This window comes from Affinundibacterium flavidum (assembly GCF_014284175.1).
Taxonomy (GTDB): domain Bacteria; phylum Pseudomonadota; class Gammaproteobacteria; order Burkholderiales; family Burkholderiaceae_D; genus Undibacterium; species Undibacterium flavidum.
This window is the reverse complement of the sequence record NZ_JACOGA010000021.1, coordinates 1-23,125: the sequence shown is the minus strand read 5'-3', so window position 1 is coordinate 23,125 and position 23,125 is coordinate 1. Positions and strand designations below refer to the sequence as shown.

Below are 23,125 nucleotides of genomic sequence, written 5' to 3'. Positions count from 1 at the left end.
TGCAAAGATGGAATTGCGGAACTTTTGCCTTGGAATATTTTCTTAGTCCTTTGGACATTGCTTACAAAAATAATAGGAAAGAAATTTATCATGAAATCTGTCAATCAAATTGCAGTTGCTGTCGCGGTAGTTGGTATCTCAGTCAGTTCTGGTTTTGTCGCGGCGCAAACAAAAGCGCCAGCAGTTAAGTCTTCAACCGCGACCCAAGCAAAGTCTTCAACAATGCTAAAAGCGACCATGGCGGACGTGTTGAAAGCTTCACAAGCAAGTGATTGGCGCTCATTAAATCCAGAAAATACTTTGTATCTGGAGATGGATAAGGGCCGGGTAGTGATAGAACTGGCTCCTGAGTTCGCGCCTAAGAATGTGGCTAACATCAAAGCCCTGGTCAAAGAAGGCTACTTTGACGGCTTAGCCATGATACGTTCGCACGATAACTATGTTGCGCAATGGGGTGATGCCAGTGAAAAGCGCGAATTTAAAACAGCGGCAAAGAAAGTGGAAGGCGAATTTACGATCAAATATCAGAAGGACACCGAGTTCACTCGCTTACCTGATGCTGATGGCTATGCGCCGCAAGTTGGACATGCCAATAGTTTTGCCGCTGCGCGCGATCCCAAAACTCAAACCACTTGGCTCACGCATTGTTACGGTGCGATCGGGGTAGCACGTGGGAATGAAACCGATAGTGGCAATGGCAGTTCTTTGTATGCGGTGACTGGTCACGCTCCGCGTAATCTGGATAGAAATATCACGGTGGTTGGTCGCGTGATGTACGGTATAGAATTACTTTCCAGCTTACCACGTGGCACAGGCGCTTTAGGATTTTATGAAAAAGCAGAGGAGCGGACACCGATCAAGACCGTGCGTCTCGCTGCGGACGTGCCTGAAGCTGAGCGGTCTAAGTTGGAAGTGTTTCGTACTAATACCACGAGCTTTAAAGCACTGGTAGAAGCGCAAAGAAACCGTGGCGGCGATTGGTACAAATTCGCAGCAAACCATATTGAGTTGTGTAACGTGCCGATTCCGGTGAGAGTTGTAAAGTAATGTGATGGCAGGTAATGAGGCGTGACAAAGAGCGATTGAGATGTAATTTAGTATTTTTAGAAAATATGAATGATTGTGCTAAATTGACTTCTGTTACTTTAGAAAATTCAGCGAAAATTTGCCATGATACCCATCCGTGAAATTGACCATTTAGTACTACGTGTCGTTGATCTTGATCGCATGTTGCATTTTTATTGCCAAGTTCTTAGTTGTACTATCGAACGTCGTCAAGATGAGATCGGCCTGGTGCAATTGCGCGCGGGGCGTTCTTTGATTGATTTGGTTCCGGTTGACGGAAAATTAGGCAGCATGGGCGGTGCGGCCGCGGGCAAAGAAGGACGCAATCTTGATCACTTATGCCTGCGGGTCGAGCCTTTTGATGAACAAAGTATACGCCAGCATTTGTCCATGCACGGCATAGAAGCCGGTCCCACCGCTTCACGCTACGGAGCCGAGGGTGAAGGACCTTCTATTTATATTGCTGATCCTGAAGGAAATGTGATCGAGTTGAAGGGCGCTCCAACACCTTAGCGCAGTAAAAAAACTTTGATATTGCAATTGTCTGCTTAGGCAGTATGCTTCTGTTACAGTGCGTAACTACCTTGTACATACGGGTAAGGATCCATTTGTTCACATTGGTGTGCTAGTTCGATCAACAGGGAGAAAAATATGAAAAGTTTGGCGCTAGTGTTGTTATTGACATCTGCCACCAGTATGGCAGCTGATCTGGTTGTACCCATGCATTTAGTCGATGAAAAAGGAGTTGGCGTCAGTGTGGGGAAAATCACAGTGACTGAGTCAAAGTATGGACTGGTATTGACGCCAGCAATGCAGGGTTTAAAGCCAGGTTTGCACGGCTTTCACGTTCATCAAACGGGCAGTTGTGAGCCTAAAGAAAAAGATGGCAAGATGGTTCCTGCTGGCGCTGCTGGCGGACATTATGACCCAGCTGGCAGCAATGTCCATGGCACGCCGTGGGGTGACGGACACCTGGGTGATATGCCAGCTTTGTTCGTGGACGAAAATGGCTCTGCGACACATGCAGTGCTTGCGCCAAGATTGAAATTGAGCGATTTAGCTGGACGTTCTATCATGATCCACGCAGGTGGCGATAATCATGCAGACCATCCTGCTATGTTAGGTGGTGGTGGCGCGCGTGTTTCCTGTGGGGTGGTGAAGTAATTTGATGATATGCCGCAATCAGGCAGCCAGTGGCCAGCGAAAATCTTAGAAATTAGCCAGTGTGTCAAACCACTGGCTATTTTTTTTGCTTCAATTCTTAATTAATTTCTTAGTGCAAATTTTGCTCAGGCAGCGACTAAGAAATCAATCACAATCTCACCCGGCTCACGTGAAATATAAGCCATCTTAATTTTGTCGCCAAAGTGATCGCCAATTTGATGCAGTAAGGGAATAGGATCATGGTCATTGCAAAAACGCATAGTCTCTCCTGGCATTAGAGCCGACAAAGCGCCAAAAATAGCAGCGTGACGAAAACGTTTCGCAACGCCTCGCGCATCAAAAGCATAGGTTCCAGCATCGCCAATCGGGCGTGAGCAATCGTGTGACATAGTGTTCTCTCTTTAAATAATATTGCATGATGAAAGCGACTTTGTCGTCGTGTAGAAATGTCACCGTGATTTGAGGCTGAAAATTTCTAACGTCGAACAACTGCAATAAGACTAAAGTGAATTGCTGGCCAAGGCGACTACAAAGGGTGATATAGGAGCGTTCTCTTGATGGACATCATTTTTTGGGATTGGTGATTGTTAGTAAATCAAGAAAAGCGAATTAATGTTAAATTAAGTTTATGTTGCTTGACCCAAACCCATACTCGCCCCAAGATGTCATTTGTTGATTTCTGAATATGCTTCGTTAGACCTGCTTATTTAGATCAGCCTATCGGAAATCAAGATCGATAAACACTTAACTGAATTTAGCTTAGTTTAGCTTAATTCAATTTAATTTGATTCAATTCAAGGGGGGAAATAATGAAGCAATATGGCGCAGAATTTTTCGGGACGTTTTGGTTGGTATTTGGTGGCTGCGGTAGCGCAGTATTGGCTGCCGGTTTTCCTGGTCTTGGTATCGGCTTTGTCGGTGTTTCGCTAGCCTTTGGTTTAACGGTGTTGACGATGGCTTATGCGATTGGTCATATTTCTGGTTGTCATTTGAATCCAGCGGTATCAATCGGTTTGTGGGTGGGTGGTCGTTTCCCGGTTAATCAATTGTTGCCCTATATCGTGGCACAAGTTGCGGGTGGTATCGCTGCTGCCGCGATTTTGTATCTAGTTGCCAGCGGTGCGCCAGGATTTGATGTCAGCAAGGGATTTGCCTCGAACGGTTACGGTATGCATTCGCCTGGCGGGTATTCGATGATGGCCGCATTTTTGATCGAAGTCGTATTAACGATGTTCTTCTTGATTGTGATTTTGGGGGCGACAGATAAGCGTGCTCCAGCAGGTTTTGCACCGATTGCGATTGGTTTATGCCTGACTTTGATTCATTTGATCAGTATTCCTGTTACCAACACTTCTGTGAATCCTGCTCGCAGTACGGCGGTAGCGATTTTTGTCGGTGATTGGGCGGTCGCACAATTATGGATGTTCTGGTTGGCACCGATAGTCGGTGCAGTGTTAGGTGCGACAGTTTATCGTTTTATTGCTATTGGTGACGATAAATAAAGCTTCAGCTTTGGTGTGCTGATTTCACTTTTGCTAGGCTTGCTAGTGAAGTTTGCAGACTAATATTTTAAAAAAAATCCACCAAAATATTCGGTGGATTTTTTTTGATCATCAAAGTTTCTTTGCGAGTTTGAAGTTGAAGTTGAAGTTGAAAATTGAGCTGCCAATTACGCGTAAATTTTTCTCAGTGTGCGTCGGTTACGTGTAATGTTGTCTCGGGGTGACGCTAATAATTTTCCTCAGCTTAGTCGACAAAAAAGATGTGTTCTATCGGCTTCTCGAATAATTTGCTGATCGTAAAAGCGAGTGGCAAACTTGGATCATAGCGCCCAGTTTCGATCGCATTCACGGTTTGCCGTGATACCTCCAAGTGATCAGCTAAAGTTGCTTGGCTCCATTCCCTTTGTGTGCGTAGTTCCTTGACGATATTTCTCATGATTCACGCTCCAGCAGAATTTTGCGAATCATGCTGACGACTAGCCAACTACCCATAAAGATCCCATAGATAATGAAGCCACTTAACTTGGGATAGTCTATGCCTTCTAAAAAGCCATAACTAAAGCTAAAGAAGGCCGTAATGCCACCCGCAATTGCCACCACTTCCAATACCCAAACCCGTAGATATTCATCCATCCTTTGAAAGTGGCGAATGATCGCCCAAAACGCACCTAGCGCAGGAATCGTGGGCGTAAGAACGAGCAGTGTGCGTAGCAATCCATCTTCCATTTTTTTTGCAAAGTAAATTGAGATGAAAAGCACGAGGATATAGGCCAGTACACTGAGTCCTAGTTCGTTGCCATATTTCTTGGCGTCAGCTTTGTCTTTTTTGGAGAATTCTTTGTTGAACATGGAACGTCCTTTATAGCCAATTTTGTGGCCAATTATTAGTCAAATTTACTTAAGCTCTTAGTTCAAAAAAACAGAACAACAGAAGAGCAAAAGCAACGAGTTTGCCCGGTATCTGCAGCATTTGCAGCATTGCTTTGCATCGCTGAAACTGATTCGATATGTAAAGCATGTTTGACATCATAATTGAATTATTGGCGATGTCAAGTCTCCTTTACAAAATTTGTGTGTCTAGTTCACTTATTGTGGTTTCGAATTTCTTAAAGTTCTGGCGCATGGTGTTTTGAACGGTGTTTTCAATCTTTGTCGCATAAAACCGCAAAAGATAGAAATGGCATTCATTTTGCTTACTAAAATCTTGTTCATCAGAAATGCGACGAATACAAGAAATAAGTTTTCTATTATTTGACTTTATCAATTCAAAATAGCAAAATATTTCTCTATTCATAAGTAAAAATACTACTTTTTCAATATGCGTAGGCATGAGTGAAAAATGATTTTTGAACTTCATGATCTGAAGCAATTGAGGTAATTGAAGCAATTGACTCAGTCGAATGAGATTGTTTTGCACCCAATTTTTAACTTTTTGATCTAACTAAGTAAGTAGCAAATTAAGTAGCTAAGTGAGTAGCTAAGTGAGTAGCTAAGTGAGTAGCTAAGTGAGTAGCTAAGTAACAAGCCGAGTAATTTAACTAATTAAGCACGGGGATAAGCATGTCCAATATCGCGGGTAAAGCCTATGCCATGAATGTGATTACACCAATCCGTTGGTACACAGTCTGGCTGAACAAATTGATTTTCTGGATCGCCTTAAAAAAGCCATCGACCTTACGTGGCTTGATTACTTTGTCGCTAATTCATTACGCACGATGGGTGATTATCGGCAAAGATAAGTTTCCGCATCTGGATCCACAGCAACCCAAAGAACAATTGAATTACTCGTACATGCTGTTTTTCAGTAACTTCAATGGTAGCTGGGATCAATATGTTGACTCCTTCACATTCGCGATACCTGGTGGACTTGATTTGTTTTGGAAGTGGAATATTCGTTACCCCAAGTCAGTACCTTTGACTCCATTTCATAACTACATTCGCTATAACCAGATTGAGACGATTCATTACTACAACGCTTATCCGTTGGCTGCGTCAAATGATGTGAAAAGTGCGAAAGCCGTGAAGGATGCCTTAATAGCCTTTCAGAAGCAGGCACTGGATGCAAGTGACGAAGATTTCATGAAGCGTTACAACGCACTCGTGCGTGGTCTACAACACGATTTGGGTGATATGCATCCAACGCCAATTATTAGTATGTCTGCATATCAAGTGCAGCGTCGCGAGCGTTGGCATGATGGTCGTCTGAAAAAAGAAATCGCTGAACAGGCTTTGAAAGAGAGAAATGTTACGGTAATTGAGGGAGAACAACATGGGCGGTAACGTCAGCGGCAAGGCCTATGCCTTAACAATATTGTCACCAATTAAGAATGCATACACGCAAGAAGAAATTGCCTACGCAGATGTGATTCGTGATCATCTTCAAAATTGGAATTTCGAAAATAATAGTCCGATGGCGAAAGTTCCTCAGACCTATTTGTGCCGATTCTTTGTGCTCGATGATGTGTACACCGAGTCGCAACCAACTGGTGGAGCATTGGATACTTTCAGCGATTTTTTACCGGCAGTTCCCGATTCCGTACGACGCAATACGGTACCAAAAGAAGATCATCTGAAAAATCGTTACCTGGTGTTTTCTTGTAACTTTCATGGGGGTGAAAATGCCGATTTAGATGGTTATTTGCGCGGCATGTGGAATGCGATCAGTGATCGTATCAAGGAGCTTTGGCATTATTGTTACGGCTTCGAAAAAGTACATGATGCGGAGTCTTTTATTCGCTACATGAAGCAATGCCAGTTGGAGGCATCTTTATTTTTTAACGGTTCAAATGATGAGTCTTTGCCTGAGCAATTAAAAGCCTTGTATCTGAAACAGGAATTCGCCAAGTTTGTGATTGATAACCAAGGCTTAGATGCCTCGCACATCAAAGTCAATCTTCAGGCATTCATGCAACGTGTTGCGCCAACTAATTTAACCGCACCGACTTGGGCTGCTGGTAAATATCGAATTTAAATAGGTGATTCTGTGACTAAACAATTAGATCTGACCGATATCCAGGGAAATGTGATTCGCGCCTATGGACGTTTTGGCTATCCCGTCGCACGTTATGTGTTCTTGAATATTCGTGATTCTGAAATCGCACGTGATTTTGTCGGCGCTGTCACTAAGCGCGTCACCAGTTCGGTCGAGTGGGGCGATGGTCCCGGACAAATTAAACAACCGAATTGGACGGTCAATATCGCCTTCGCCTATCAAGGTTTGAAAGAACTTGATTTGCCACGGTCTTCTTTAATCGGATTCTCACATGAGTTCGTCGCAGGGATGAAAGATCGGCGTGACATTTTGGGCGATGATGGACCAAGTTCACCAGAAAACTGGGATCCAATTTGGGTGGGCAATCGTCAAACGCGTGAGCAGGATGTGCATATCTTCATTTCACTCAATGCCCGCTTGCCAGCTTTACTGGAAGAAAGTTACGCTTGGTTAAAGGCCTTGGTCGCCGAGCACAAAGACGGTGTCGTCATCCTTGGTGGTAATCGAGGTGATGATGGTGTGTTGCTCGACTACCAGGATGTCAATGTGGTGATGGAAGATGGCAAGCCAACCTCGAAAGAACATTTTGGCTATACCGATGGCATTAGTGATCCTGTGTTCGAAGGAACGCCGAGCTATGATTTGAATGTTGAAGGCCGTGGTAAGCAAATGGAAGACGGTAGTTGGGCACCGTTAGCGACTGGTGAATTTTTGCTTGGTCATATTGACGAAGCGCATGAATATCCACCAGCGCCACAGCCAGTCTTGTTATCGCGAAACGGTACTTATATGGTGTATCGTAAGTTGCATGAAAACGTTGCGACTTTCGATTCCTACCTAGAAGAGCATGGCAAGAAATACCCGGGTGGTAAAGAACTACTTGCTGCGAAATTTGTTGGACGCTGGCGCGACAACGGCGCGCCTTTAGTGAAAGCGCCAGATGCAGAAAGTAAGGCCAAGTTTGATATGGCTTTGATGGGTTCGGATAAAGATGGTAAAGACAAGTTGTTGAGCGACTTTACTTACGACGATGATATGAGCGGCGCGAAGTGTCCGTTCAGCTCGCATATACGTCGGATTAATCCACGTGCTTCTTTGGAAATGGTGAAGGGATCTAAGCCAGGCAGTATGATTTTTAACGAAGGTGCTTTTGATACGCCCGGCGCGCTTACAAATCGCCGTCGCTTGCTGCGTCGTGGACTTCCTTATGGTCATGTCAAAGATCGTACGCGTGATGATGGCAATCATGGCATTATCATCATGATGCTTAATGCAGATATCAATCGCCAGTTTGAGTTTGTACAACAGCAATGGATTAATTACGGAAATGATTTTCAGGCGGGTAGTGATAAAGAAATTTTGCTCGGCAATCACAGCGCGGATGAAAAATTTCCGAGTAAAGCGGTATTGCAAGTAGATCCCGATAGTGATCAGGCACCTTACTTCCTGAGCAAGATTCCGCGCTTGGTAGAAACGCGTGGCGGTGAATACTTCTTCATCCCAAGCTTAACTGCATTGCGAATGATTGCGATGGGTGTGGTTGATCCTACTTAGCTGCTTGGGGATATGCGTTAGTGTCCGTCAGCTTCCGTCAGTGGGGTTTATGATTGGATCTGCATCATTAACAGCTAGTTGTAGTTTTTGTAGTTCAAAAAAAAGCGCAGATTTTTGCGCTTTTTTGTCTTGAACTGAACGAAAGCTTATTCAAATTCTTCCGCTAAGTTTTTCCATCCCTTGGTTTTAGCGAATTGACAGAATTCTTCGGGCGCTTCCAATACGATCATTTTTCGTTCTTGCAAAATTGGGTCAGTGGCTTCAAAGTCAGGACCAACATAGCCTACCGCGCGTAGCTGCTCCATGATTTGTTGAACCAACACTTTGTCGCGGAAACTACCTGCCTCTATCGCGACAGCAAAATCGACAAATACATCAATTATTCCATAACCCTCATCGTAAATACGTATGCCTTTGATGGCGTGTTCTTTACCATTGGAATCATTGGCTTTAAAGCTGCCGCAGATTTGGATATCGGTATCGTTGCTCATCTGGGTATTTCCTATTGTATGTCTTATGAAAATGTACGGAGTAATTGCCATTGGCAGGAATTCAAGATTATACCGATAGTCTTCAATCTAAAGAAATTTGCCTCTATCCTAGGGCCTGTTGACATATATTTTAGGCAAGCGAATGCGTGCAAATGGGCACAGGGCTAGGCTATCGCTTTGGGAAAGATCCCTTGCAAGGGATCTTCGTGACGTCAGCGGACAGCATGCTGTCCGAAACCCTGACTGCACCGCAAGCTGCGCAGTAGCGGGTTTTGAACACTATGCACTATAAGCAGATTGCAACAACGCCATGTGCCCATTTGAGCCATTCCCGAAGGGTTTCAATCAAAACGCACGATGGACAGCGTTGCATCTCTTGCTGTGGCGGCCAGCCGCAGCGGCGAGATGTGCCTTGCCATCCTGCATTTTGATTGAAACGCTTGACTAAAATATATGTCAACAGGCCCTAGTGTTCACTTTGTGTGGACGATTTTCAATTTGTACTTGTCGCAGGGAACTAATCAAGCGATTTAACTTCCAATTACTAGATTCTGATAGCGGCGATGTGAAATTGAGTTGAATTAAATTCATTGAAAATGCCCGTAGAATCGTCGCTCAAGATGTTCGTAGTCGTGTGCGCATCTTGAGATCTTTGCCCAACATAACAAGCTAATTAATTAACAAGCAAAATAAAACAAGGGAATACCGAGACTATGAAGACCACAAAATTACTACTCGCCAGCATGACACTTTGTGTTGCGAGTGCCTACGCACAAGAGGCTAGCAATCCTGCAAGTCCGGCTGCAAGCGGCGCTGCGCCTGAAAAAGCGAAAGCAGTCGCTGCCCAAAATGAACGCGTATTGCCAGCGGAATCGGCAGTGCATTCCACTGGTCAGGTGACGATCAAAGGCAAGGCTGTGCCTTACAAAGCGACTGCAGGTACACAGCCAGTATGGGATAAAGATGGCAAAGTCATCGCGTCTTTGTTTTACACTTACTATCAGCGTAGCGATGTCAGTAATAAAGACAAACGCCCTTTGGTGATTTCATTTAACGGCGGTCCGGGCTCGGCATCTGTGTGGATGCACGTTGCTTATACCGGCCCTAAGATGTTAAATATTGATGACGAAGGCTACCCGTTACAGCCGTATGGTGTGCGCGATAATCCGCATTCGATTTTAGACGTTGCTGACATCGTGTATATCGATCCTGTGAATACGGGTTTTTCGCGCATCTTAGATGCTAAGGCAGATCGTGCACAATTCTTCGGCGTGAACGCTGATATCGCTTATCTGGCAGAGTGGCTCAATACTTTTGTTTCACGTAATAGCCGTTGGAATTCACCGAAGTATTTGATTGGTGAAAGCTATGGCACGGCACGTGTGTCTGGTTTGGCCAAAGAGCTGCAAAATAATCATTGGATGTATTTGAATGGCGTGATTTTGGTATCGCCCACCGGCTTAGGCATTAAGCGTGAAGGGCCCGTGAATGATGCTTTGAGTTTGCCGTACTACACGGCGACCGCATGGCATCACAAAGTATTACCAGCAGATTTGCAGAAGCGCGATCTGAACGATTTGTTGCCTGAAGTTGAAAATTTCACCTTGAATGAATTTATCCCGGCTTTGTCTAAAGGTGGCTTTATTGATCCGGTACAGAGACAACATATTGCCGCCAAAGTCGCGCGTTATGCAGGGGTGTCTGAAACGGTGATCATGCAACATAATTTGGCAATGCCACCATCTTTCTTCTGGAAGGAACTCTTGCGTGGACGTGGTCAGACTGTTGGGCGTCTCGATTCTCGTTATCTCGGCATTGACCGCATGGACGCAGGTACAGGTCCAGATTACAACGCTGAGTTAACTTCTTGGTTGCATTCCTTTACGCCTGCGATCAATCACTATTTGCGTGACGTGTTGAAATACAAAACCGATGTGAAGTACAACATGTTTGGCCCTGTACATCCGTGGGATAACAGCAATGATCGAACCGGTGACAACTTGCGTCTGGCGATGGCAGAAAATCCGTATATGCGTCTGATGGTGCAGTCCGGCTATTATGATGGTGCAACGAATTATTTCGACGCGAAATATACGATGTGGCAGATTGATCCTAGCGGCAAAATGAAAGATCGTATGGAATTCAAAGGCTATCGTAGTGGGCACATGATGTATTTGCGCTCAGAAGATTTGGCAAGCTCGAACGAGCATATTCGTGAGTTCATTAAGAAAGCAACGCCAGCGAATGGACAGGCTGCGAAATATTAATCTGCCGAGTGATTGATTCGGTAGTGATCGTTTACAGGACGTAAAAAAGGGACTCAACAATTGTTGTTGAGTCCCTTTTTTATTGTGTTAGCAAATGAGTCGACAAATTAGCCGACAAATTAGCCGACAAACTAGCAGACGAAACTATCGTTCATTGTTTTCTTTTTTGTTTTCTTTCTTATTTTCAGCGCCTTTTTCGCGTTCTTGCCGTTCAGCTTTGACTGGCTGCGCTGCTTCACGTCTGACTTCTGGCGCAACAAATCGAGGCTCAACCGCTCTGACTTCTTGACGTGGCTGTGGCATTTCGCGCTGTTGTGCTTGTGGGCGCTCGATTTGGCGTTCAATTCCACGTTCCGCACGCTCTGCTCGTTCGATGCGTTCAGGACGTTCAAAGCTACGTTCAGGGCGACGCTCCACACTACGTTCGTTCATGGTTTCTACCGGGCGACTGACAGGCACAGCCGCACTTGGATTAGCTGGCGTATTTGATGGAACAGGCATAGTCCGGTACTCGCGTATCGGGTCTTGGCGCGGTTGATTGATCACTGCACGACTTGAATCATCTGCACGGTCTATGGTGCGTTCATTTGTGCGCTCAATCGGCCGTTCAACTGGGCGCTCAATTTGTCGTTCAATTGAGCGTTCACGTTGTGCTTGATTCGTAGGATCAAAACGATCGGTGCGAATCCGATTTTCATTTCTATCACGACCCCGGTCTGCGTTCATTTCTTCCGTCGTGCGAATGCCAGAAGAACTCGTCACTGGAACGGGTGTTTGTACTGCTTGTGCAGCCTGTGTAGTTTGTGCAGGTAGGTTGTTTGTTGGATTCCGTGATTCGATCTGAGCAGGTCGGTCGAAGCGACTAGGATTACCGTTGTAGCGATCATTCGTCGCGTTATTTGTGCCGTTATTTGCACCATTATTTAAGCCATTATTTAGGCCGCTATTGTTCGCACGCGGGTTCTGTCTCTGATTCGGTACATTCGTCGGGCGATTATTTGGGGCTCCATCGTTGGATTGAGTCAAGTCGTTGCGATTGGAACCAGTCACCACAGGGCGTCCGCGGAACTGATCGTTCTCCTGCCAATTGCGTGGACGTGCGTCACCAAAACGATTATTTCGGTCGGGTGTTAAATTCGGTCCTTCATCATGCACCCGCATATTTTTTACATCGGCTTGCCTGACGGACGATGCTGCAGGAAACACATGTTCTCCACGAACAAAGGTCTGTGTTGGCACAGAAGTGACTGCGTTGTGTACAAACTGATTGCGATAGGCATGATGTTCGTTATCAAACTGATTGCGCTCATTTCGGCCACCGCGATTGATTACCGTCGTCTTATTGATGATGACAGTTTGATTTAAGTTTTGAATGTAACGGGTATTGCGAGTGTAATAAGGACGATAAACTTCGCCAGGACCTAAAGGGAACCAAGCGACTGAAGGTCCAAAACTGGTGCGGCTTTGTAAGCTTATACCTGCACTGAGGCCACCGCTGCCCACGCCGACAAAAGCGACTAAAGCGGGCGCATAGATAGGGCGTTGATGGCGTTCAAAGCGGCCTGGTATCCAACCCCAGCGTTTGCCAACAAAAGCCCAACGACCATAGTGATACGGTGCAAAACCCCAAGGCGAACGATCCACCCATGTCCAACCCCAAGGCGCTACCCAAACCCACTGACCGTCTCGATAAGGTGCCCAACCCACAGAAACGCCGCGTGGATACCAGATTGCACCAAATTCCAGATGTGTTTCCCAGCCACCGTATTCATCTAATTGCTGGTAACCAACCATATCGCGCGGAACGAAGCGTGCAGAAAGCGAGTTGTCTTCAGCGCGATCACGATCTGCCGCCCATTGATCAAAAGTATCAAATGGTGGCACACGCACAATTTGTGTGTGATTTAGATTGGTGCCGGCAAAGCGGGTTTGTTCACTACTGCGTAAGCTCACGACATCGCGATCCCCTTGCGCAACACCGAGGCCATGACGCACGATGACAGTCGTCGTGTTGTCATCGTTCACATTAATCCGGTATTCGCCAGGTTCTTGGATAGAAAAACGCAAATTCGGCGTATTCACCTCGATATTTTCGCGTTCTTGCATAGCACGTACGCGGAACACTAAAGTGCCCTGTGAGAGCTGGAGTTGCGTATTGTCATCGGTGAGGTTAATTAAGCTGAGACGTGTGCGCTCATGCAAGCGCAAGGCGTTCGCACCAATTTGTAGTTCGGCACGACCATTATCTGCAACGAATACGCTATCACCACTAGAAATTGGACGATTGGGGATCAACGGTCCCCATACATTGCTGCCAGCATCTGCAAAACTAATATTGCCAAAGGAATAACCAACGCGAGCAATTCTGCCTGGAGGTTCGTATTGATCTGCATTTTGTTCGTTGACGGCTTGGTTTATTGGAGGAGGGCTTTGTGCCCATACTGGATTTGCCAGCATGAGCGCGCTCAATGCCAAGGCCGATAATTGAAAGCTCGGTTGAAAAATTGATTGAAAATTCGTTTTGCTGGGTCTAAGCATATTCATGATGTTTCTTTCAGACATTTGAATAAATTGAAAGAGAGATTCGCGGTACCTGTCATGACTTAACGCGGTGAGGGTGGTTTTGGATGTCACAAAAATTTACAAAAACAAAAAATAATTTGAATTTGGTTTAGGCCGACCTGCCGCCTTGTTTGAGCTCGGTTTGTGCCTGCTCTGAGTCTGCTCTGAGTCCGCTCTGAGCCTATGGCGAGCGTACTTTAAGCTTAATTTTAGTGAATTACATGAGTACTAGCGAAGGCTTTTACGCCTACTTACAATTCTTAGTCGTTAATCTTAAGATTCACGCAAACAATCAACAATCTTCATTCTGGCAGCGCGCCAAGCAGGAATGAAGCCGCCAATAAAGCCCATTCCTAGTGAAAACAGCAAAGTTTGCAAAACGATTGCTGGGGTCATTTTGAATTGAAATGCTAATTCGCTAAATGTTTGGAAATTAGTCGTGGAAATATCGACGGTTTGCATCCAGGATGCCGCAAACAAACCGATAACGCCGCCCACTAGGGATAGCAATAGGGATTCGGCCAAGAAGGCAATAAGCACAGCACTGCGTCTGAATCCTAAAGCACGTAGGCTACCGATTTCACCTATCCGTTGCGCTACCGCAGCAAACATGGTGATCATCGCACCAACGATGGCACCTATGGAGAAAATGATCGATAGGCTTAATCCTAAAATACGAATAAATGTGGTCAGGGCTTCACTTTGTTCCGCATAAAATTGTACTTCCGGTTTCGCATCGATTTGCAGACGTGGATCATTGCTAATGGCTTTTTGTAAGGTTTCGGCGGCAGCTGCATCGCTTAGGCGGAATACCATAGTCGAATACGCATTGCGCCGGAAGGCTGCCATCATTTGTTCATTGTCGCCCCAAATTTCGCTATCAAATCCAGTTTTGCCAGAATCGAAAATTCCGACTACCACCCAGTCTCTTTGTGCGAAGTGTAGGGTTTCACCTAAGCCCGTACCGCGAAAACCTTGCGCAATCGAACGTCCAGCGATGATCTCCGAAGTGCCAGGGCGAAACATTCTACCTTGCACCATTTTCACCTGTGGTCGTAACTCTAGGCCTAATTCGGAGGTGCCACGCACCGTGACATTGCTGGGTTTGCCATTACTACGTTTAGGTAGATTGTTTAAGACTACTGGTTCTTTACTGACTAAAGGCTGGCCTTGTCGATTAGTGGCGATGCCAGGCAAACTGGCAATGATGGCGGCTTGATCCCGCGTGATACCACTATTGATTTCGGCACCGGCACCTTTGCGCAGCACCAAAATATTATCGGCTTGCCCAGTAGCGACTAAGGTCGCACGTATTCCTTCACTCATCATTAAGACGACGGTGAACACGAAAATGACTAAGGCCATACCGCCAGCCGTGAGCAGTGTGGTGACCCGTCTGACCCAGAGATTACGCGCAATATAAGAGAAAGGAATTGCCTTCATGCGACGTGCCTCAAACCATTGACGATATCGATGCGGCTCATCTTCCATGCAGGCCAAGCTGCTGCGACTACACCGACGATGACGGCGGCGAATAATTGTAGCGCCATCGTGGTATCGGAAACTCTGAACACCGGAAACAGCGTTCCCACCGATTTAGCAAAGGCAGCGGCAATTGGGAGCGTCAATAAAAGTCCCGTACCTCCACCGATTAAGGCAATGACCAAGCTTTCACCAAATAAGAGTTTGACGACAAAGCTAGGTGAAAATCCCAATGCTTTCAGCGTTGCATATTCTGCCAAGCGTTCGCGTGCCGTCATGGTCATGGTATTGGCCATCACCGCCATGATGATAATGATGATGACGAAGCTAACCGCATTGACAGCCACCAAAATCGCTTCGCTCATAGACACAAATCCGAGTTGGAATGCTTTCTCAGTTTCGGTTAGGGTTTCACCTAGAGAGTTTTTAAACAAAGCGTCAATACGTTCAGACACGATAGGTGCGTTGTCCGGTTCGTTGATGCGCACCACATACACTCCGACATAATCAGCGCTGCGTTTCAGACGTTTTCGATTTGATTCCGCTAGTAGTTGCCAATGAAAGAGTAATTGAGATTCATCTGTTTTAGCATCGACGCCGTCCCAGATTCCGCGCAGGGTAAATGTCCAGGTGCCCGGAAATATCGTGCCGCGAATGGGAATCTGGTCGCCGATTTTCCAGCCATATTGGTTAGCCAATTTACGTCCGACAATCGCGCCTTGCCGATCTAAGATGAAGGCTTTCTTTTCTTCTTCTTTCAAAATATATTCAGGATACAGCGCCAAATAACTGGCAGGTTCTACTGCAAATTGAGGGAAAAAATTACGCTCGGTAATGTAAATTCCGCCGAACCAATTTGACCAGCTAACGCCTGTTACACCTTCGACATTGCGTAGACGCTCAGCGTAGTTAAGTGGCAAAGGGAAGGTCAGTGAAATAGAGTTGCGCGTAATTAAGCGCACGCTAGAGGTGCCATCAACGCCCGCATACCACGCATCGATAATCGTACGCAGGAGCCCAAATGCACAGATCGCTACGACCAGACCGACCATGGTCAACACAGTGCGTAGTTTGTGACGAAAGGCGTTCTTAAGTAGGAGTCGGAAGATGAACATGGTTTGCGCGTGATTGTGTAGACTACAGCGACAAACTTGCCGGGGATGGAGGCATTGCACTGACAATGTTTTCGTCAGGCACTAGTAAACCTTTTTCTAAGTGCACTAAGCGATGTGCACGTGAAGCTGCTTTTGGATCATGTGTCACCATAATGATGGTCTTGCCGAGATCGCGATGTAAGTTCTCGAGTAAATCTAATACTTCGCTCGCCGTTACACGATCTAAATCACCTGTCGGTTCATCTGCTACGATCAAGGCAGGATCAGTAACTAAAGCGCGGGCGATTGCCACCCGCTGCTGCTGACCGCCAGAAAGTTCATTTGGATAGTGATCCATGCGATCCGTTAGGCTCACCATTTCCAGCGCAGCATTGACGTGGGCTTTGCGTTGTGAACGAGAGAGATTGGTTAGCAATAAGGGAAGTTCAACATTTTCGAAAGCATTTAATACGGGCATTAAATTGTAGAACTGGAAAATGAAGCCAACATTGGCAGCACGCCAGTCTGCGAGTTGACCTTCACTGAGGTTAGCAATGTTGACGCCTGCAATTTCTATTGTGCCTGAGGTCGGTTTATCTATGCCAGCGATCAGGTTTAATAGCGTACTTTTTCCCGATCCACTCGGTCCCATCAATGCGAGAAATTCGGCTGTCTCTACATCCAGATTCACACCTTCCAAGACTGGAATGATTTGCCCGCCACGCGTATAGGATTTATCTAAATCGCGGATGCGAATGATGGGTGGCAAGGTGGAATTCGCACTCATTTGGTCGCAACGCTGACTTTTTTGCCAGCCTCCAATTTGTCATTGGGTTGTAGAACGAGTTTGTCACCCGATTGCAAATTTGCCGTGACTTCTTGGTTGTCGCCAATTTTTCTGCCCAAGCTCACCGTAAGCATTTCCAATTGATCGTCTTTCACCCGAAACACGACTTTTTTCCCTTGATGTTCAATCACTGTTTTAGGGTTGATTGCTAATACTGGTTTTTGTTCTGTGTCAGTGGCGGCTTGTGACAAGATCGTGACCTTGGCGCTCATTTCGGGCAAGATGCGTGGATCGAGTTTTTCAAAACGTATCTTGGTCATGACAGTCGCTTTTGCCCGGTCAACGGTGGGAACTATGCCGACAATATTTCCGCGAAACCGACTATCTGGTAAAGCGTCTAATGTGATTTCGACTGGTTGACCAATGGCGGCTTTCGCGAGGTTGCTTTCGGATACATCTGCTTCAACCTCTAAGGTCGTCATATCTGCCATCGTGACGACGGCACCTTGACTGCCAGCGGCGTTGGAGAACGGTGTGATGATGTCGCCGACATTCGCATTCTTATTTAAGACTACGCCATCAAATGGCGCACGAATTTCTGTGAAGTCTTGATTGACTTGTTGTATGCGTAATTGGGAACGTGCCACCGCTACGCTTGCCTGCGCTGAAGTAATAGCCGCTTTAGCTGCATTCACACGTTTGAGCGCTGCATCCATCGCTTGACTGGAAATAAAACCTTGAGTTTGTAAACCTTGCGCCCGTTTCAAATCAGCTTCTGCATTCACTAATTCCACATTGGATTGTGCTACTACAGCTTCGGTTTGGCGTACATTGGCTTGCACTGCCGCAATCGCTGCTTGTACATCGCTGGCATCGAGCTTGGCGATGATTTCACCTTGCTTGACTTTGCTACCTTCACGCACGTTGAGCCAGATCAGGCGTCCTGTCGCTTTACTCGCGACCGCGGCGCGCCGTTGTGCGACGACGTAACCGGATGCCGTTAATTGTGCATATTGTTGTGAAGGGTAAGTGGTAATTACTGAACTGACTTGAACTTCTTGTGGGCGCGGGCGCAGCATGAACGCGCCTGCAGCGATGATCGCTACAAGGATCATCAGCCATTTACCCCAATTCTTTTTCTTGCTGGTAAGTGGCGAGCTGCGGTCGATGCGTAATTGTTTGAGAGTTGCACCGACGTTGGCGTTGGTGCCGGTGTTAGTGTTGGCATTGGAAGAATTAGTGTCGTTCATGTTGTTTTCAGTAAGGTGAATTGTGAAGCACATGTGAACTGAATTTGATTTTCTTTGAGACGTTTCACTTTTCTTGTTGATGTTTTTTATTGATGGCCCAAGCCGGAAACAAGTGAATAAAAAATAAAAAAAGAAAACGTAAAAAAGAAAATCAAGATATTAAAACTATTCTAATCGAAAACTCTTCACTAATCTCAATTAGTGTTTGCTATGACTAGGCTTGATAATTCCCTCTGTCAAAGTCTGCGCCGTAAATAACTGCGCACAATCTACCTGATCAAAACTATAGTGTTTGCCACAAAAATCACAATTGATATCGAGTTGGTTTAACTCCGCAATCGCGGTACTAACTTCAACTTCACCTAGCATCTTCAGCATGTCACCTACTTTTTCGCGTGTGCAATTGCAGTGGAATTCTGGATGCACGGGTTCAAAAACGCGTAAAGTTTCTTCCCAGAATAAGCGCGTCATCAGGGTTTCTATGTCGGTGCTCAAGAGTTCTTCTTGCTTGAGTGTGCTTCCCAAAATCACAGCGCGATTCCAGGCTTCGGTTTCATCTTCGACACTGCTTTCAGTACCACCATGCTTTGGTAGCTTTTGCAGTAAGAGGCCGCGTGTGACCGTGCCATCAGCTGCTAACCAGAGTTTGGTATCAAGCTGTTCGGAACGCATCATATAATTTTCGATGATGGTAGAAATTGATTCGCCGTCGAGTGGGACGATGCCTTGATAAGCTTGCTGCCCCGGCATTTTGTCGTTTGGATCTAAAGTGATCACGAAACGTCCCTGACCATGGCTATGGACTAAGTCACTTAAAGTCGCATCGTCAGCGATCACGGCGTTGGCTGCAAGTTTAGCAGTGGCACGCAAACGTAATTGTGAATCACATTCAACGACCAATAATTTAATAGGGCCGTCACCGTGGATCTGCATCACCATCGTGCCATTAAACTTCAAATTGGCGCTGAGCAAGGCTGCCGCCGCTAACAGTTCACCTAAGATCGCTTTGACTGCTTGAGGATAGGCTTGATGCGACAAAATTTCTTGCCAGGTGTTTGGCAGTTCGACTAATTCACCGCGAACGCCGGCATGCTCAAACATAAATTTTTGTAGATTGTCTTTCACTGTATTTCCTTGAATTTCTTTAACGATGATGTTAGTAGTGGATTTGAAATTGATGCCGATGATTACTCTGCATCAATCCGTATCGATTCGTTTCAATTGAGTCTTATACTCTTGCGCCCGACGCACATAATTGTGGGTGTTGGCTTGCATGTTGGCGATCGCTTCGTCGCTCAAAGTGCGGATAATTTTGGCAGGTGAGCCAACGATAAGGCTATTATCCGGGAACTCTTTACCTTCCGTGACCAATGCACCTGCACCGACTAAACAATTCTTGCCTATTTTGGCACCGTTGAGTATCACCGCTTGAATGCCAATCAGACTGCCTTCACCGATACTGCAGCCGTGCAACATCGCTTGGTGGCCGACCGTGACATTTTTGCCGACAGTTAAGGGATAGCCGGGATCAGTATGTAATGTGCAAGATTCTTGTAAATTGCTGTTTTCGCCGATATGAATTAATTCATTGTCGCCACGAATGACGGTGCCAAACCAGACACTGGCATATGCGTCAATTTGAACTTTGCCTATGACTTTTGCGCTATCGGTAATGTAGGCGCTGGAATCAATTTCAGGAGAAATGTCGCCTAACTGATAAATAGCCATGATTCTTCCGTAAAATAGAGGGATTAAGTGAGATTAACAATTAGCCGTCATTTTACCGCCCAACGCATGAATTCACCGATACTTAGTACTTTTTCTGATGTCGTTTCAATAAGTTCAAACATTCTTGATTTACGTCAGCTCGCCTTGCATTGGCTGGCTGAATCTGATGCCAGAGCGAAAGCTGCTGGTGTGATCGCGATGCGACAAGCTTGGTTGGCTGGCGATTTGCAACTCGACATGCAAGCAGATTTGTTGGCGTCAATGGCTATCCCCGGACGACCAGATAAACCTGATCTGGTCGCTCCTTTAGAAGTTAAACGTCGTTCGATGGCGACACCTGAAGGGCGCGCCAGCCTGATCCATGCACTTGCGCACATAGAATTTAATGCGATTAATCTGGCTTTGGATGCTGTTTGGCGTTTTCCCAACATGCCGGAAGCATATTACGTCGATTGGCTGCAGGTAGCGCAAGAAGAAGCGTATCACTTTGGTTTGTTGGCCGATCATTTACTGACGCTGAACTATCAATACGGCGATTTTTCTGCGCATAATAGCTTATGGGAGTTAGCCGAAAAGACACAAGCTGACGTATTGGCGCGTATGGCTTTAGTGCCACGTACGATGGAAGCACGCGGCCTAGATGCGACGCCAGCCTTGCGCGCAAAGTTGGCGCAAGTGAAAGACCAAGCCGCTGCGGAGATTTTGGATATTATTTTGCGTGATGAAATTGGTCACGTTGCGATAGGGAATCGCTGGTTCGCCTATCTATGTGAACAACGTCAATTAGAGCCTATCGCTTGCTTTGCTGCATTGGCTACGGAATTTAGAGCACCACAACTACGTGCACCGTTTAATGTACCAGCACGGCTGGCGGCGGGTTTTACCCAAGAAGAATTGCATGCAATGAAAATTGAATAAAAAGGACGAGACTATGCAGCAAGGAAAACTATCAGGACGTGGTGCTGGGCTAAACTTATTTCAGACTAAGTACCGTGCCTGGGGTGTGTTGGCTGTGGTCATGATTTTGTCGTTGAGCCAGACCGCTTGTGGTTTGTTTTCTAAGCCAGCGCCTGCGCCCTTGTCAGAGCAGCGTGTCTTAAAAAAGAAAGTCGTGATGACGGGGTTTGCGGTCAATGTACCGGCTCAGGTACAGGATCTGGACGACGTTGCGCAGGGCTTGCCACGTGAATTATTGAGTCGCTTGGAACGCTCTGGCAATTTCTTGGTACGTCAATCTAAGGATTTGTTGTCCTACGATTTGAAACAAGAGGCACCGTCTGCAAAATTGGTTAAACAAGTCGCAGCAGAAAATGATGCGCAATTTGTGATCTCTGGCGAAATCCGTAATGCTGGTGTGCGCAGCGACAAAAAATATTTTGGATTATGGGAAAGTCGTAGTCGTCACATTGAAATTGAATTGGTGATTTACGATGGTGTGACAGGCGCTTTTTTACAGCGCCACCATTTATATCGCCCAGCAGAAGACGATAGCAAGATCGGTAGAGATATACCATTCGGTAGTGTCGCATTTTATGCAACCAACTATGGTAAGGCCATCGATGCGGTGTTAGAAGAATCAGTCGGCTGGATTAGAAAAGATCTGTCTAGTTTTCCTATGATTGCGAAGATCGTTCAAGTAAACGGTAAGCGTTTGGCATTAGATGTCGGGGTGTCATCGAATCTGGTCGTGGAAGATATGGGACTGGTCGTGTCTGATTTTGATGAATTACCTGTGATCGGCATGAGTTCTTTACAGGCGCGACCGCTGACTTATGGAACGCCACAAGCAAGTATGGGGCGAATCAAAATACAGCAAACGCAATTGCAACTTGCGGTGGGTGAGCTGGAAGGTGAAGCCGTAGTCGGTGCAGTGAAGGTCAAAGTTGGTGACTATGTACGGTTTGATGGCGCCAAACCCTGAAATTGTACTTTGCCATGATGTACGGAAAGATGCATTAAAAAAATATGCTGAGAATTAAAGAAGCCTTGTGAAGAGAAATCTCACAAGGCTTTTTTTGTGTGTTGCAGCAATTTATTCATGATAGGTTATAATAATCGAACGGTCGTACTATTTTTATCTAAAGGTTAACATCATGAAATCCAGCCGTTCTGAATTCGTCGCTCTGCGTGGTTTGAATATGCACGTACGCCATTGGGGTAGTCCCGATGCACCGAAGTTGTTCATGGTGCATGGCTGGATGGATGTCGCCGCATCATTTCAATTTGTGGTGGATCGCCTGGCGCAAGACTGGCATGTGATTGCTCCTGATTGGCGTGGTTTTGGTTTGACTGAATCCCCAGCAGTCGAGAGCTATTGGTTCCCCGATTATGTTGCTGACCTTGATGCGATCTTGCATCATTATTCACCTGAACAACCAGTCAATTTATTAGGCCACAGCATGGGGGGGAATATTGCCATGATTTATGCTGGAGTACGCCCAGAACGCATCACCAAGTTGATTAACCTGGAAGGTTTTGGGATGCCAATGACGCAGGCAAAACAAGCACCAGGGCGTTATCGTAAATGGTTGGATGAATTGCGCGAAGTACCGACTTTGCGTCCGTATGCGAGTGCGGCAGAAGTCGCCGGACGCTTGCAGAAAACTAATCCACGCTTGTCAGATGCACGTGCAACATTCTTGGCGCAGCATTGGGCTAAGGAAAATGCGCAAGGTCAATGGGAATTGTTAGCCGATCCGGCGCATAAAAATTCTAGTCCCTTGCTGTATCACGTCGATGAAGTTTTGCAATGTTGGCAAAACATCGCAGCACCCGTACTTTGGGTCGAGGCCAATGATACTGACATCTGGCGCATGATAGGTTCGAAAGAAGAAGCTCGTGTAGAGATAGATCGACGCATGAAGTTTATACCGAACATGCAAACTAAAGTCGTGATGGATGCCGGTCACATGCTGCATCACGATCAGCCTGAAGAATTGGCTGTGATGTTAGAAGCGTTTTTGAAAACGCATTGAGTAAATAGGTAATTAAATAATAGGACTTATCGTTGAGGTTGTTTGCAAGGCGCAATCGTATTGGCGTCAAGAATAAATGAGGTCAAGTAGATACTGTTATCCGAGTCAAGCAGAATGCAAGCTTGAATCGAAAGGCTTGCCGGATTTTAGTACGCCAAATGCGACATGAATGAGTTTTCTCATCATGGCACCAATAATGACCATGGGAGGTT

The 23,125-nt window shown here is 46.0% G+C and carries 22 protein-coding genes; 11 read left to right on the top strand and 11 right to left on the bottom strand.

The features are described from left to right. Positions 1–90: 90 nt before the first annotated feature. From H8K55_RS18785 to sodC, 3 genes are all read left to right on the top strand, one after another. A complete protein-coding gene (locus tag H8K55_RS18785; protein ID WP_186943607.1) occupies positions 91–1,047 on the top strand; it encodes a peptidylprolyl isomerase in 957 nt (318 codons plus the stop codon). Positions 1,048–1,170: 123 nt separating this feature from the next. Next, the gene (locus H8K55_RS18780) at positions 1,171–1,578 is read left to right on the top strand and encodes a VOC family protein (protein ID WP_186943606.1); all 408 of its coding nucleotides are present in this window, start codon (positions 1,171–1,173) and stop codon (positions 1,576–1,578) included. A 138-nt stretch (positions 1,579–1,716) separates the two neighbouring features. After that, positions 1,717–2,229 carry a superoxide dismutase family protein gene (sodC, locus tag H8K55_RS18775; RefSeq protein ID WP_186943605.1) on the top strand — a complete coding sequence of 171 codons (513 nt, stop codon included), beginning with the start codon at positions 1,717–1,719 and terminating at the stop codon, positions 2,227–2,229. Between the two features lie 125 nt (positions 2,230–2,354). Here sodC and H8K55_RS18770 read toward each other — a convergent pair whose 3' ends face one another. Continuing rightward, entirely contained in the window at positions 2,355–2,618 is a 264-nt protein-coding gene (locus H8K55_RS18770) for a DUF2249 domain-containing protein (RefSeq protein WP_186943604.1), read from the bottom strand. Between the two features lie 420 nt (positions 2,619–3,038). On the opposite strand from H8K55_RS18770, the gene aqpZ reads away from it, so the two are divergent. Further along, positions 3,039–3,731, top strand: a complete 693-nt coding sequence (gene aqpZ, locus H8K55_RS18765; RefSeq protein WP_186943603.1) for an aquaporin Z — start codon at positions 3,039–3,041, stop codon at positions 3,729–3,731. Between the two features lie 244 nt (positions 3,732–3,975). On the opposite strand, the gene H8K55_RS18760 is transcribed toward aqpZ, so the two are convergent. Together H8K55_RS18760 and H8K55_RS18755 are read right to left on the bottom strand one after the other, a co-directional pair. Next, entirely contained in the window at positions 3,976–4,167 is a 192-nt protein-coding gene (locus tag H8K55_RS18760) for a helix-turn-helix transcriptional regulator (protein ID WP_186943602.1), read from the bottom strand. Further along, a complete protein-coding gene (locus tag H8K55_RS18755) occupies positions 4,164–4,580 on the bottom strand; it encodes a hypothetical protein (RefSeq protein WP_186943601.1) in 417 nt (138 codons plus the stop codon). The genes H8K55_RS18760 and H8K55_RS18755 overlap by 4 nt, the downstream gene beginning before the upstream one ends. A gap of 711 nt (positions 4,581–5,291) precedes the next feature. Between H8K55_RS18755 and H8K55_RS18750 the strand changes: the two genes are divergently transcribed. Genes H8K55_RS18750 through H8K55_RS18740 form a run of 3 tightly spaced genes read left to right on the top strand, consistent with a single transcriptional unit; the run spans position 5,292 to position 8,277 of the window. Then, on the top strand, positions 5,292–6,011 hold the full coding sequence (locus tag H8K55_RS18750) for a hypothetical protein (RefSeq protein ID WP_222612537.1): 720 nt from the start codon (positions 5,292–5,294) through the stop codon (positions 6,009–6,011). Further along, complete coding sequence (locus H8K55_RS18745; protein ID WP_186943600.1) at positions 6,001–6,702, top strand: hypothetical protein; 702 nt, start codon at positions 6,001–6,003, stop codon at positions 6,700–6,702. The genes H8K55_RS18750 and H8K55_RS18745 overlap by 11 nt, the downstream gene beginning before the upstream one ends. 12 nt (positions 6,703–6,714) lie before the next feature. Further along, complete coding sequence (locus H8K55_RS18740) at positions 6,715–8,277, top strand: Dyp-type peroxidase (RefSeq protein WP_186943599.1); 1,563 nt, start codon at positions 6,715–6,717, stop codon at positions 8,275–8,277. 146 nt (positions 8,278–8,423) lie between these two features. Here H8K55_RS18740 and H8K55_RS18735 read toward each other — a convergent pair whose 3' ends face one another. Beyond that, positions 8,424–8,768 carry a hypothetical protein gene (locus H8K55_RS18735; protein ID WP_186943598.1) on the bottom strand — a complete coding sequence of 115 codons (345 nt, stop codon included), beginning with the start codon at positions 8,766–8,768 and terminating at the stop codon, positions 8,424–8,426. A gap of 713 nt (positions 8,769–9,481) precedes the next feature. On the opposite strand from H8K55_RS18735, the gene H8K55_RS18730 reads away from it, so the two are divergent. Then, entirely contained in the window at positions 9,482–11,035 is a 1,554-nt protein-coding gene (locus H8K55_RS18730) for a S10 family peptidase (RefSeq protein WP_186943597.1), read from the top strand. Positions 11,036–11,179: 144 nt separating this feature from the next. Here the strand turns inward: H8K55_RS18730 and H8K55_RS18725 are convergent, their stop codons facing one another. The 7 genes from H8K55_RS18725 to H8K55_RS18695 form a co-directional block, all read right to left on the bottom strand. Continuing rightward, positions 11,180–13,579: a DUF6600 domain-containing protein gene (locus H8K55_RS18725; RefSeq protein WP_186943596.1), complete on the bottom strand. Its 2,400-nt coding sequence runs from the start codon at positions 13,577–13,579 to the stop codon at positions 11,180–11,182. Positions 13,580–13,870: 291 nt separating this feature from the next. Beyond that, a complete protein-coding gene (locus H8K55_RS18720) occupies positions 13,871–15,088 on the bottom strand; it encodes an ABC transporter permease (protein WP_230408710.1) in 1,218 nt (405 codons plus the stop codon). Beyond that, positions 15,037–16,194, bottom strand: coding sequence for an ABC transporter permease (locus tag H8K55_RS18715; RefSeq protein ID WP_186943595.1), 1,158 nt, complete (start codon positions 16,192–16,194; stop codon positions 15,037–15,039). Before H8K55_RS18715 ends, H8K55_RS18720 begins: the two co-directional genes overlap by 52 nt. Before the next feature lie 22 nt (positions 16,195–16,216). Then, positions 16,217–16,960 (bottom strand): ABC transporter ATP-binding protein, encoded by a 744-nt coding sequence (locus H8K55_RS18710; RefSeq protein WP_186943594.1) that lies wholly within the window; start codon positions 16,958–16,960, stop codon positions 16,217–16,219. Further along, on the bottom strand, positions 16,957–18,210 hold the full coding sequence (locus H8K55_RS18705; protein ID WP_186943593.1) for an efflux RND transporter periplasmic adaptor subunit: 1,254 nt from the start codon (positions 18,208–18,210) through the stop codon (positions 16,957–16,959). The genes H8K55_RS18710 and H8K55_RS18705 overlap by 4 nt, the downstream gene beginning before the upstream one ends. A gap of 198 nt (positions 18,211–18,408) precedes the next feature. After that, positions 18,409–19,335: an Hsp33 family molecular chaperone HslO gene (gene hslO / locus H8K55_RS18700; protein WP_186943592.1), complete on the bottom strand. Its 927-nt coding sequence runs from the start codon at positions 19,333–19,335 to the stop codon at positions 18,409–18,411. Positions 19,336–19,407: 72 nt separating this feature from the next. Continuing rightward, a complete protein-coding gene (locus tag H8K55_RS18695; protein ID WP_186943591.1) occupies positions 19,408–19,938 on the bottom strand; it encodes a gamma carbonic anhydrase family protein in 531 nt (176 codons plus the stop codon). Between the two features lie 66 nt (positions 19,939–20,004). On the opposite strand from H8K55_RS18695, the gene H8K55_RS18690 reads away from it, so the two are divergent. From H8K55_RS18690 to H8K55_RS18680, 3 genes are all read left to right on the top strand, one after another. Further along, positions 20,005–20,856, top strand: coding sequence for a ferritin-like domain-containing protein (locus H8K55_RS18690; RefSeq protein WP_186943652.1), 852 nt, complete (start codon positions 20,005–20,007; stop codon positions 20,854–20,856). 13 nt (positions 20,857–20,869) lie between these two features. Further along, positions 20,870–21,859: a flagella assembly protein FlgT middle domain-containing protein gene (locus H8K55_RS18685; RefSeq protein ID WP_186943590.1), complete on the top strand. Its 990-nt coding sequence runs from the start codon at positions 20,870–20,872 to the stop codon at positions 21,857–21,859. Between the two features lie 172 nt (positions 21,860–22,031). After that, positions 22,032–22,913, top strand: coding sequence for an alpha/beta fold hydrolase (locus tag H8K55_RS18680; RefSeq protein ID WP_186943589.1), 882 nt, complete (start codon positions 22,032–22,034; stop codon positions 22,911–22,913). The last annotated feature ends 212 nt before the right edge of the window (positions 22,914–23,125 follow it).

Bases quoted from the DNA above. Each gene is read 5' to 3' on its own strand.
- H8K55_RS18690 (WP_186943652.1), top strand. From the start codon at position 20,005: ATGAATTCACCGATACTTAGTACTTTTTCTGATGTCGTTTCAATAAGT.
- H8K55_RS18720 (WP_230408710.1), bottom strand. From the start codon at position 15,088: ATGGAAGATGAGCCGCATCGATATCGTCAATGGTTTGAGGCACGTCGC.
- H8K55_RS18725 (WP_186943596.1), bottom strand. From the start codon at position 13,579: ATGAATATGCTTAGACCCAGCAAAACGAATTTTCAATCAATTTTTCAA.
- H8K55_RS18760 (WP_186943602.1), bottom strand. From the start codon at position 4,167: ATGAGAAATATCGTCAAGGAACTACGCACACAAAGGGAATGGAGCCAA.
- H8K55_RS18780 (WP_186943606.1), top strand. From the start codon at position 1,171: ATGATACCCATCCGTGAAATTGACCATTTAGTACTACGTGTCGTTGAT.
- H8K55_RS18715 (WP_186943595.1), bottom strand. From the start codon at position 16,194: ATGTTCATCTTCCGACTCCTACTTAAGAACGCCTTTCGTCACAAACTA.
- H8K55_RS18755 (WP_186943601.1), bottom strand. From the start codon at position 4,580: ATGTTCAACAAAGAATTCTCCAAAAAAGACAAAGCTGACGCCAAGAAA.
- H8K55_RS18770 (WP_186943604.1), bottom strand. From the start codon at position 2,618: ATGTCACACGATTGCTCACGCCCGATTGGCGATGCTGGAACCTATGCT.
- H8K55_RS18710 (WP_186943594.1), bottom strand. From the start codon at position 16,960: ATGAGTGCGAATTCCACCTTGCCACCCATCATTCGCATCCGCGATTTA.
- H8K55_RS18730 (WP_186943597.1), top strand. From the start codon at position 9,482: ATGAAGACCACAAAATTACTACTCGCCAGCATGACACTTTGTGTTGCG.
- H8K55_RS18695 (WP_186943591.1), bottom strand. From the start codon at position 19,938: ATGGCTATTTATCAGTTAGGCGACATTTCTCCTGAAATTGATTCCAGC.
- sodC (WP_186943605.1), top strand. From the start codon at position 1,717: ATGAAAAGTTTGGCGCTAGTGTTGTTATTGACATCTGCCACCAGTATG.
- H8K55_RS18685 (WP_186943590.1), top strand. From the start codon at position 20,870: ATGCAGCAAGGAAAACTATCAGGACGTGGTGCTGGGCTAAACTTATTT.
- H8K55_RS18745 (WP_186943600.1), top strand. From the start codon at position 6,001: ATGGGCGGTAACGTCAGCGGCAAGGCCTATGCCTTAACAATATTGTCA.
- H8K55_RS18680 (WP_186943589.1), top strand. From the start codon at position 22,032: ATGAAATCCAGCCGTTCTGAATTCGTCGCTCTGCGTGGTTTGAATATG.
- aqpZ (WP_186943603.1), top strand. From the start codon at position 3,039: ATGAAGCAATATGGCGCAGAATTTTTCGGGACGTTTTGGTTGGTATTT.
- H8K55_RS18705 (WP_186943593.1), bottom strand. From the start codon at position 18,210: ATGAACGACACTAATTCTTCCAATGCCAACACTAACACCGGCACCAAC.
- H8K55_RS18785 (WP_186943607.1), top strand. From the start codon at position 91: ATGAAATCTGTCAATCAAATTGCAGTTGCTGTCGCGGTAGTTGGTATC.
- H8K55_RS18750 (WP_222612537.1), top strand. From the start codon at position 5,292: ATGTCCAATATCGCGGGTAAAGCCTATGCCATGAATGTGATTACACCA.
- H8K55_RS18735 (WP_186943598.1), bottom strand. From the start codon at position 8,768: ATGAGCAACGATACCGATATCCAAATCTGCGGCAGCTTTAAAGCCAAT.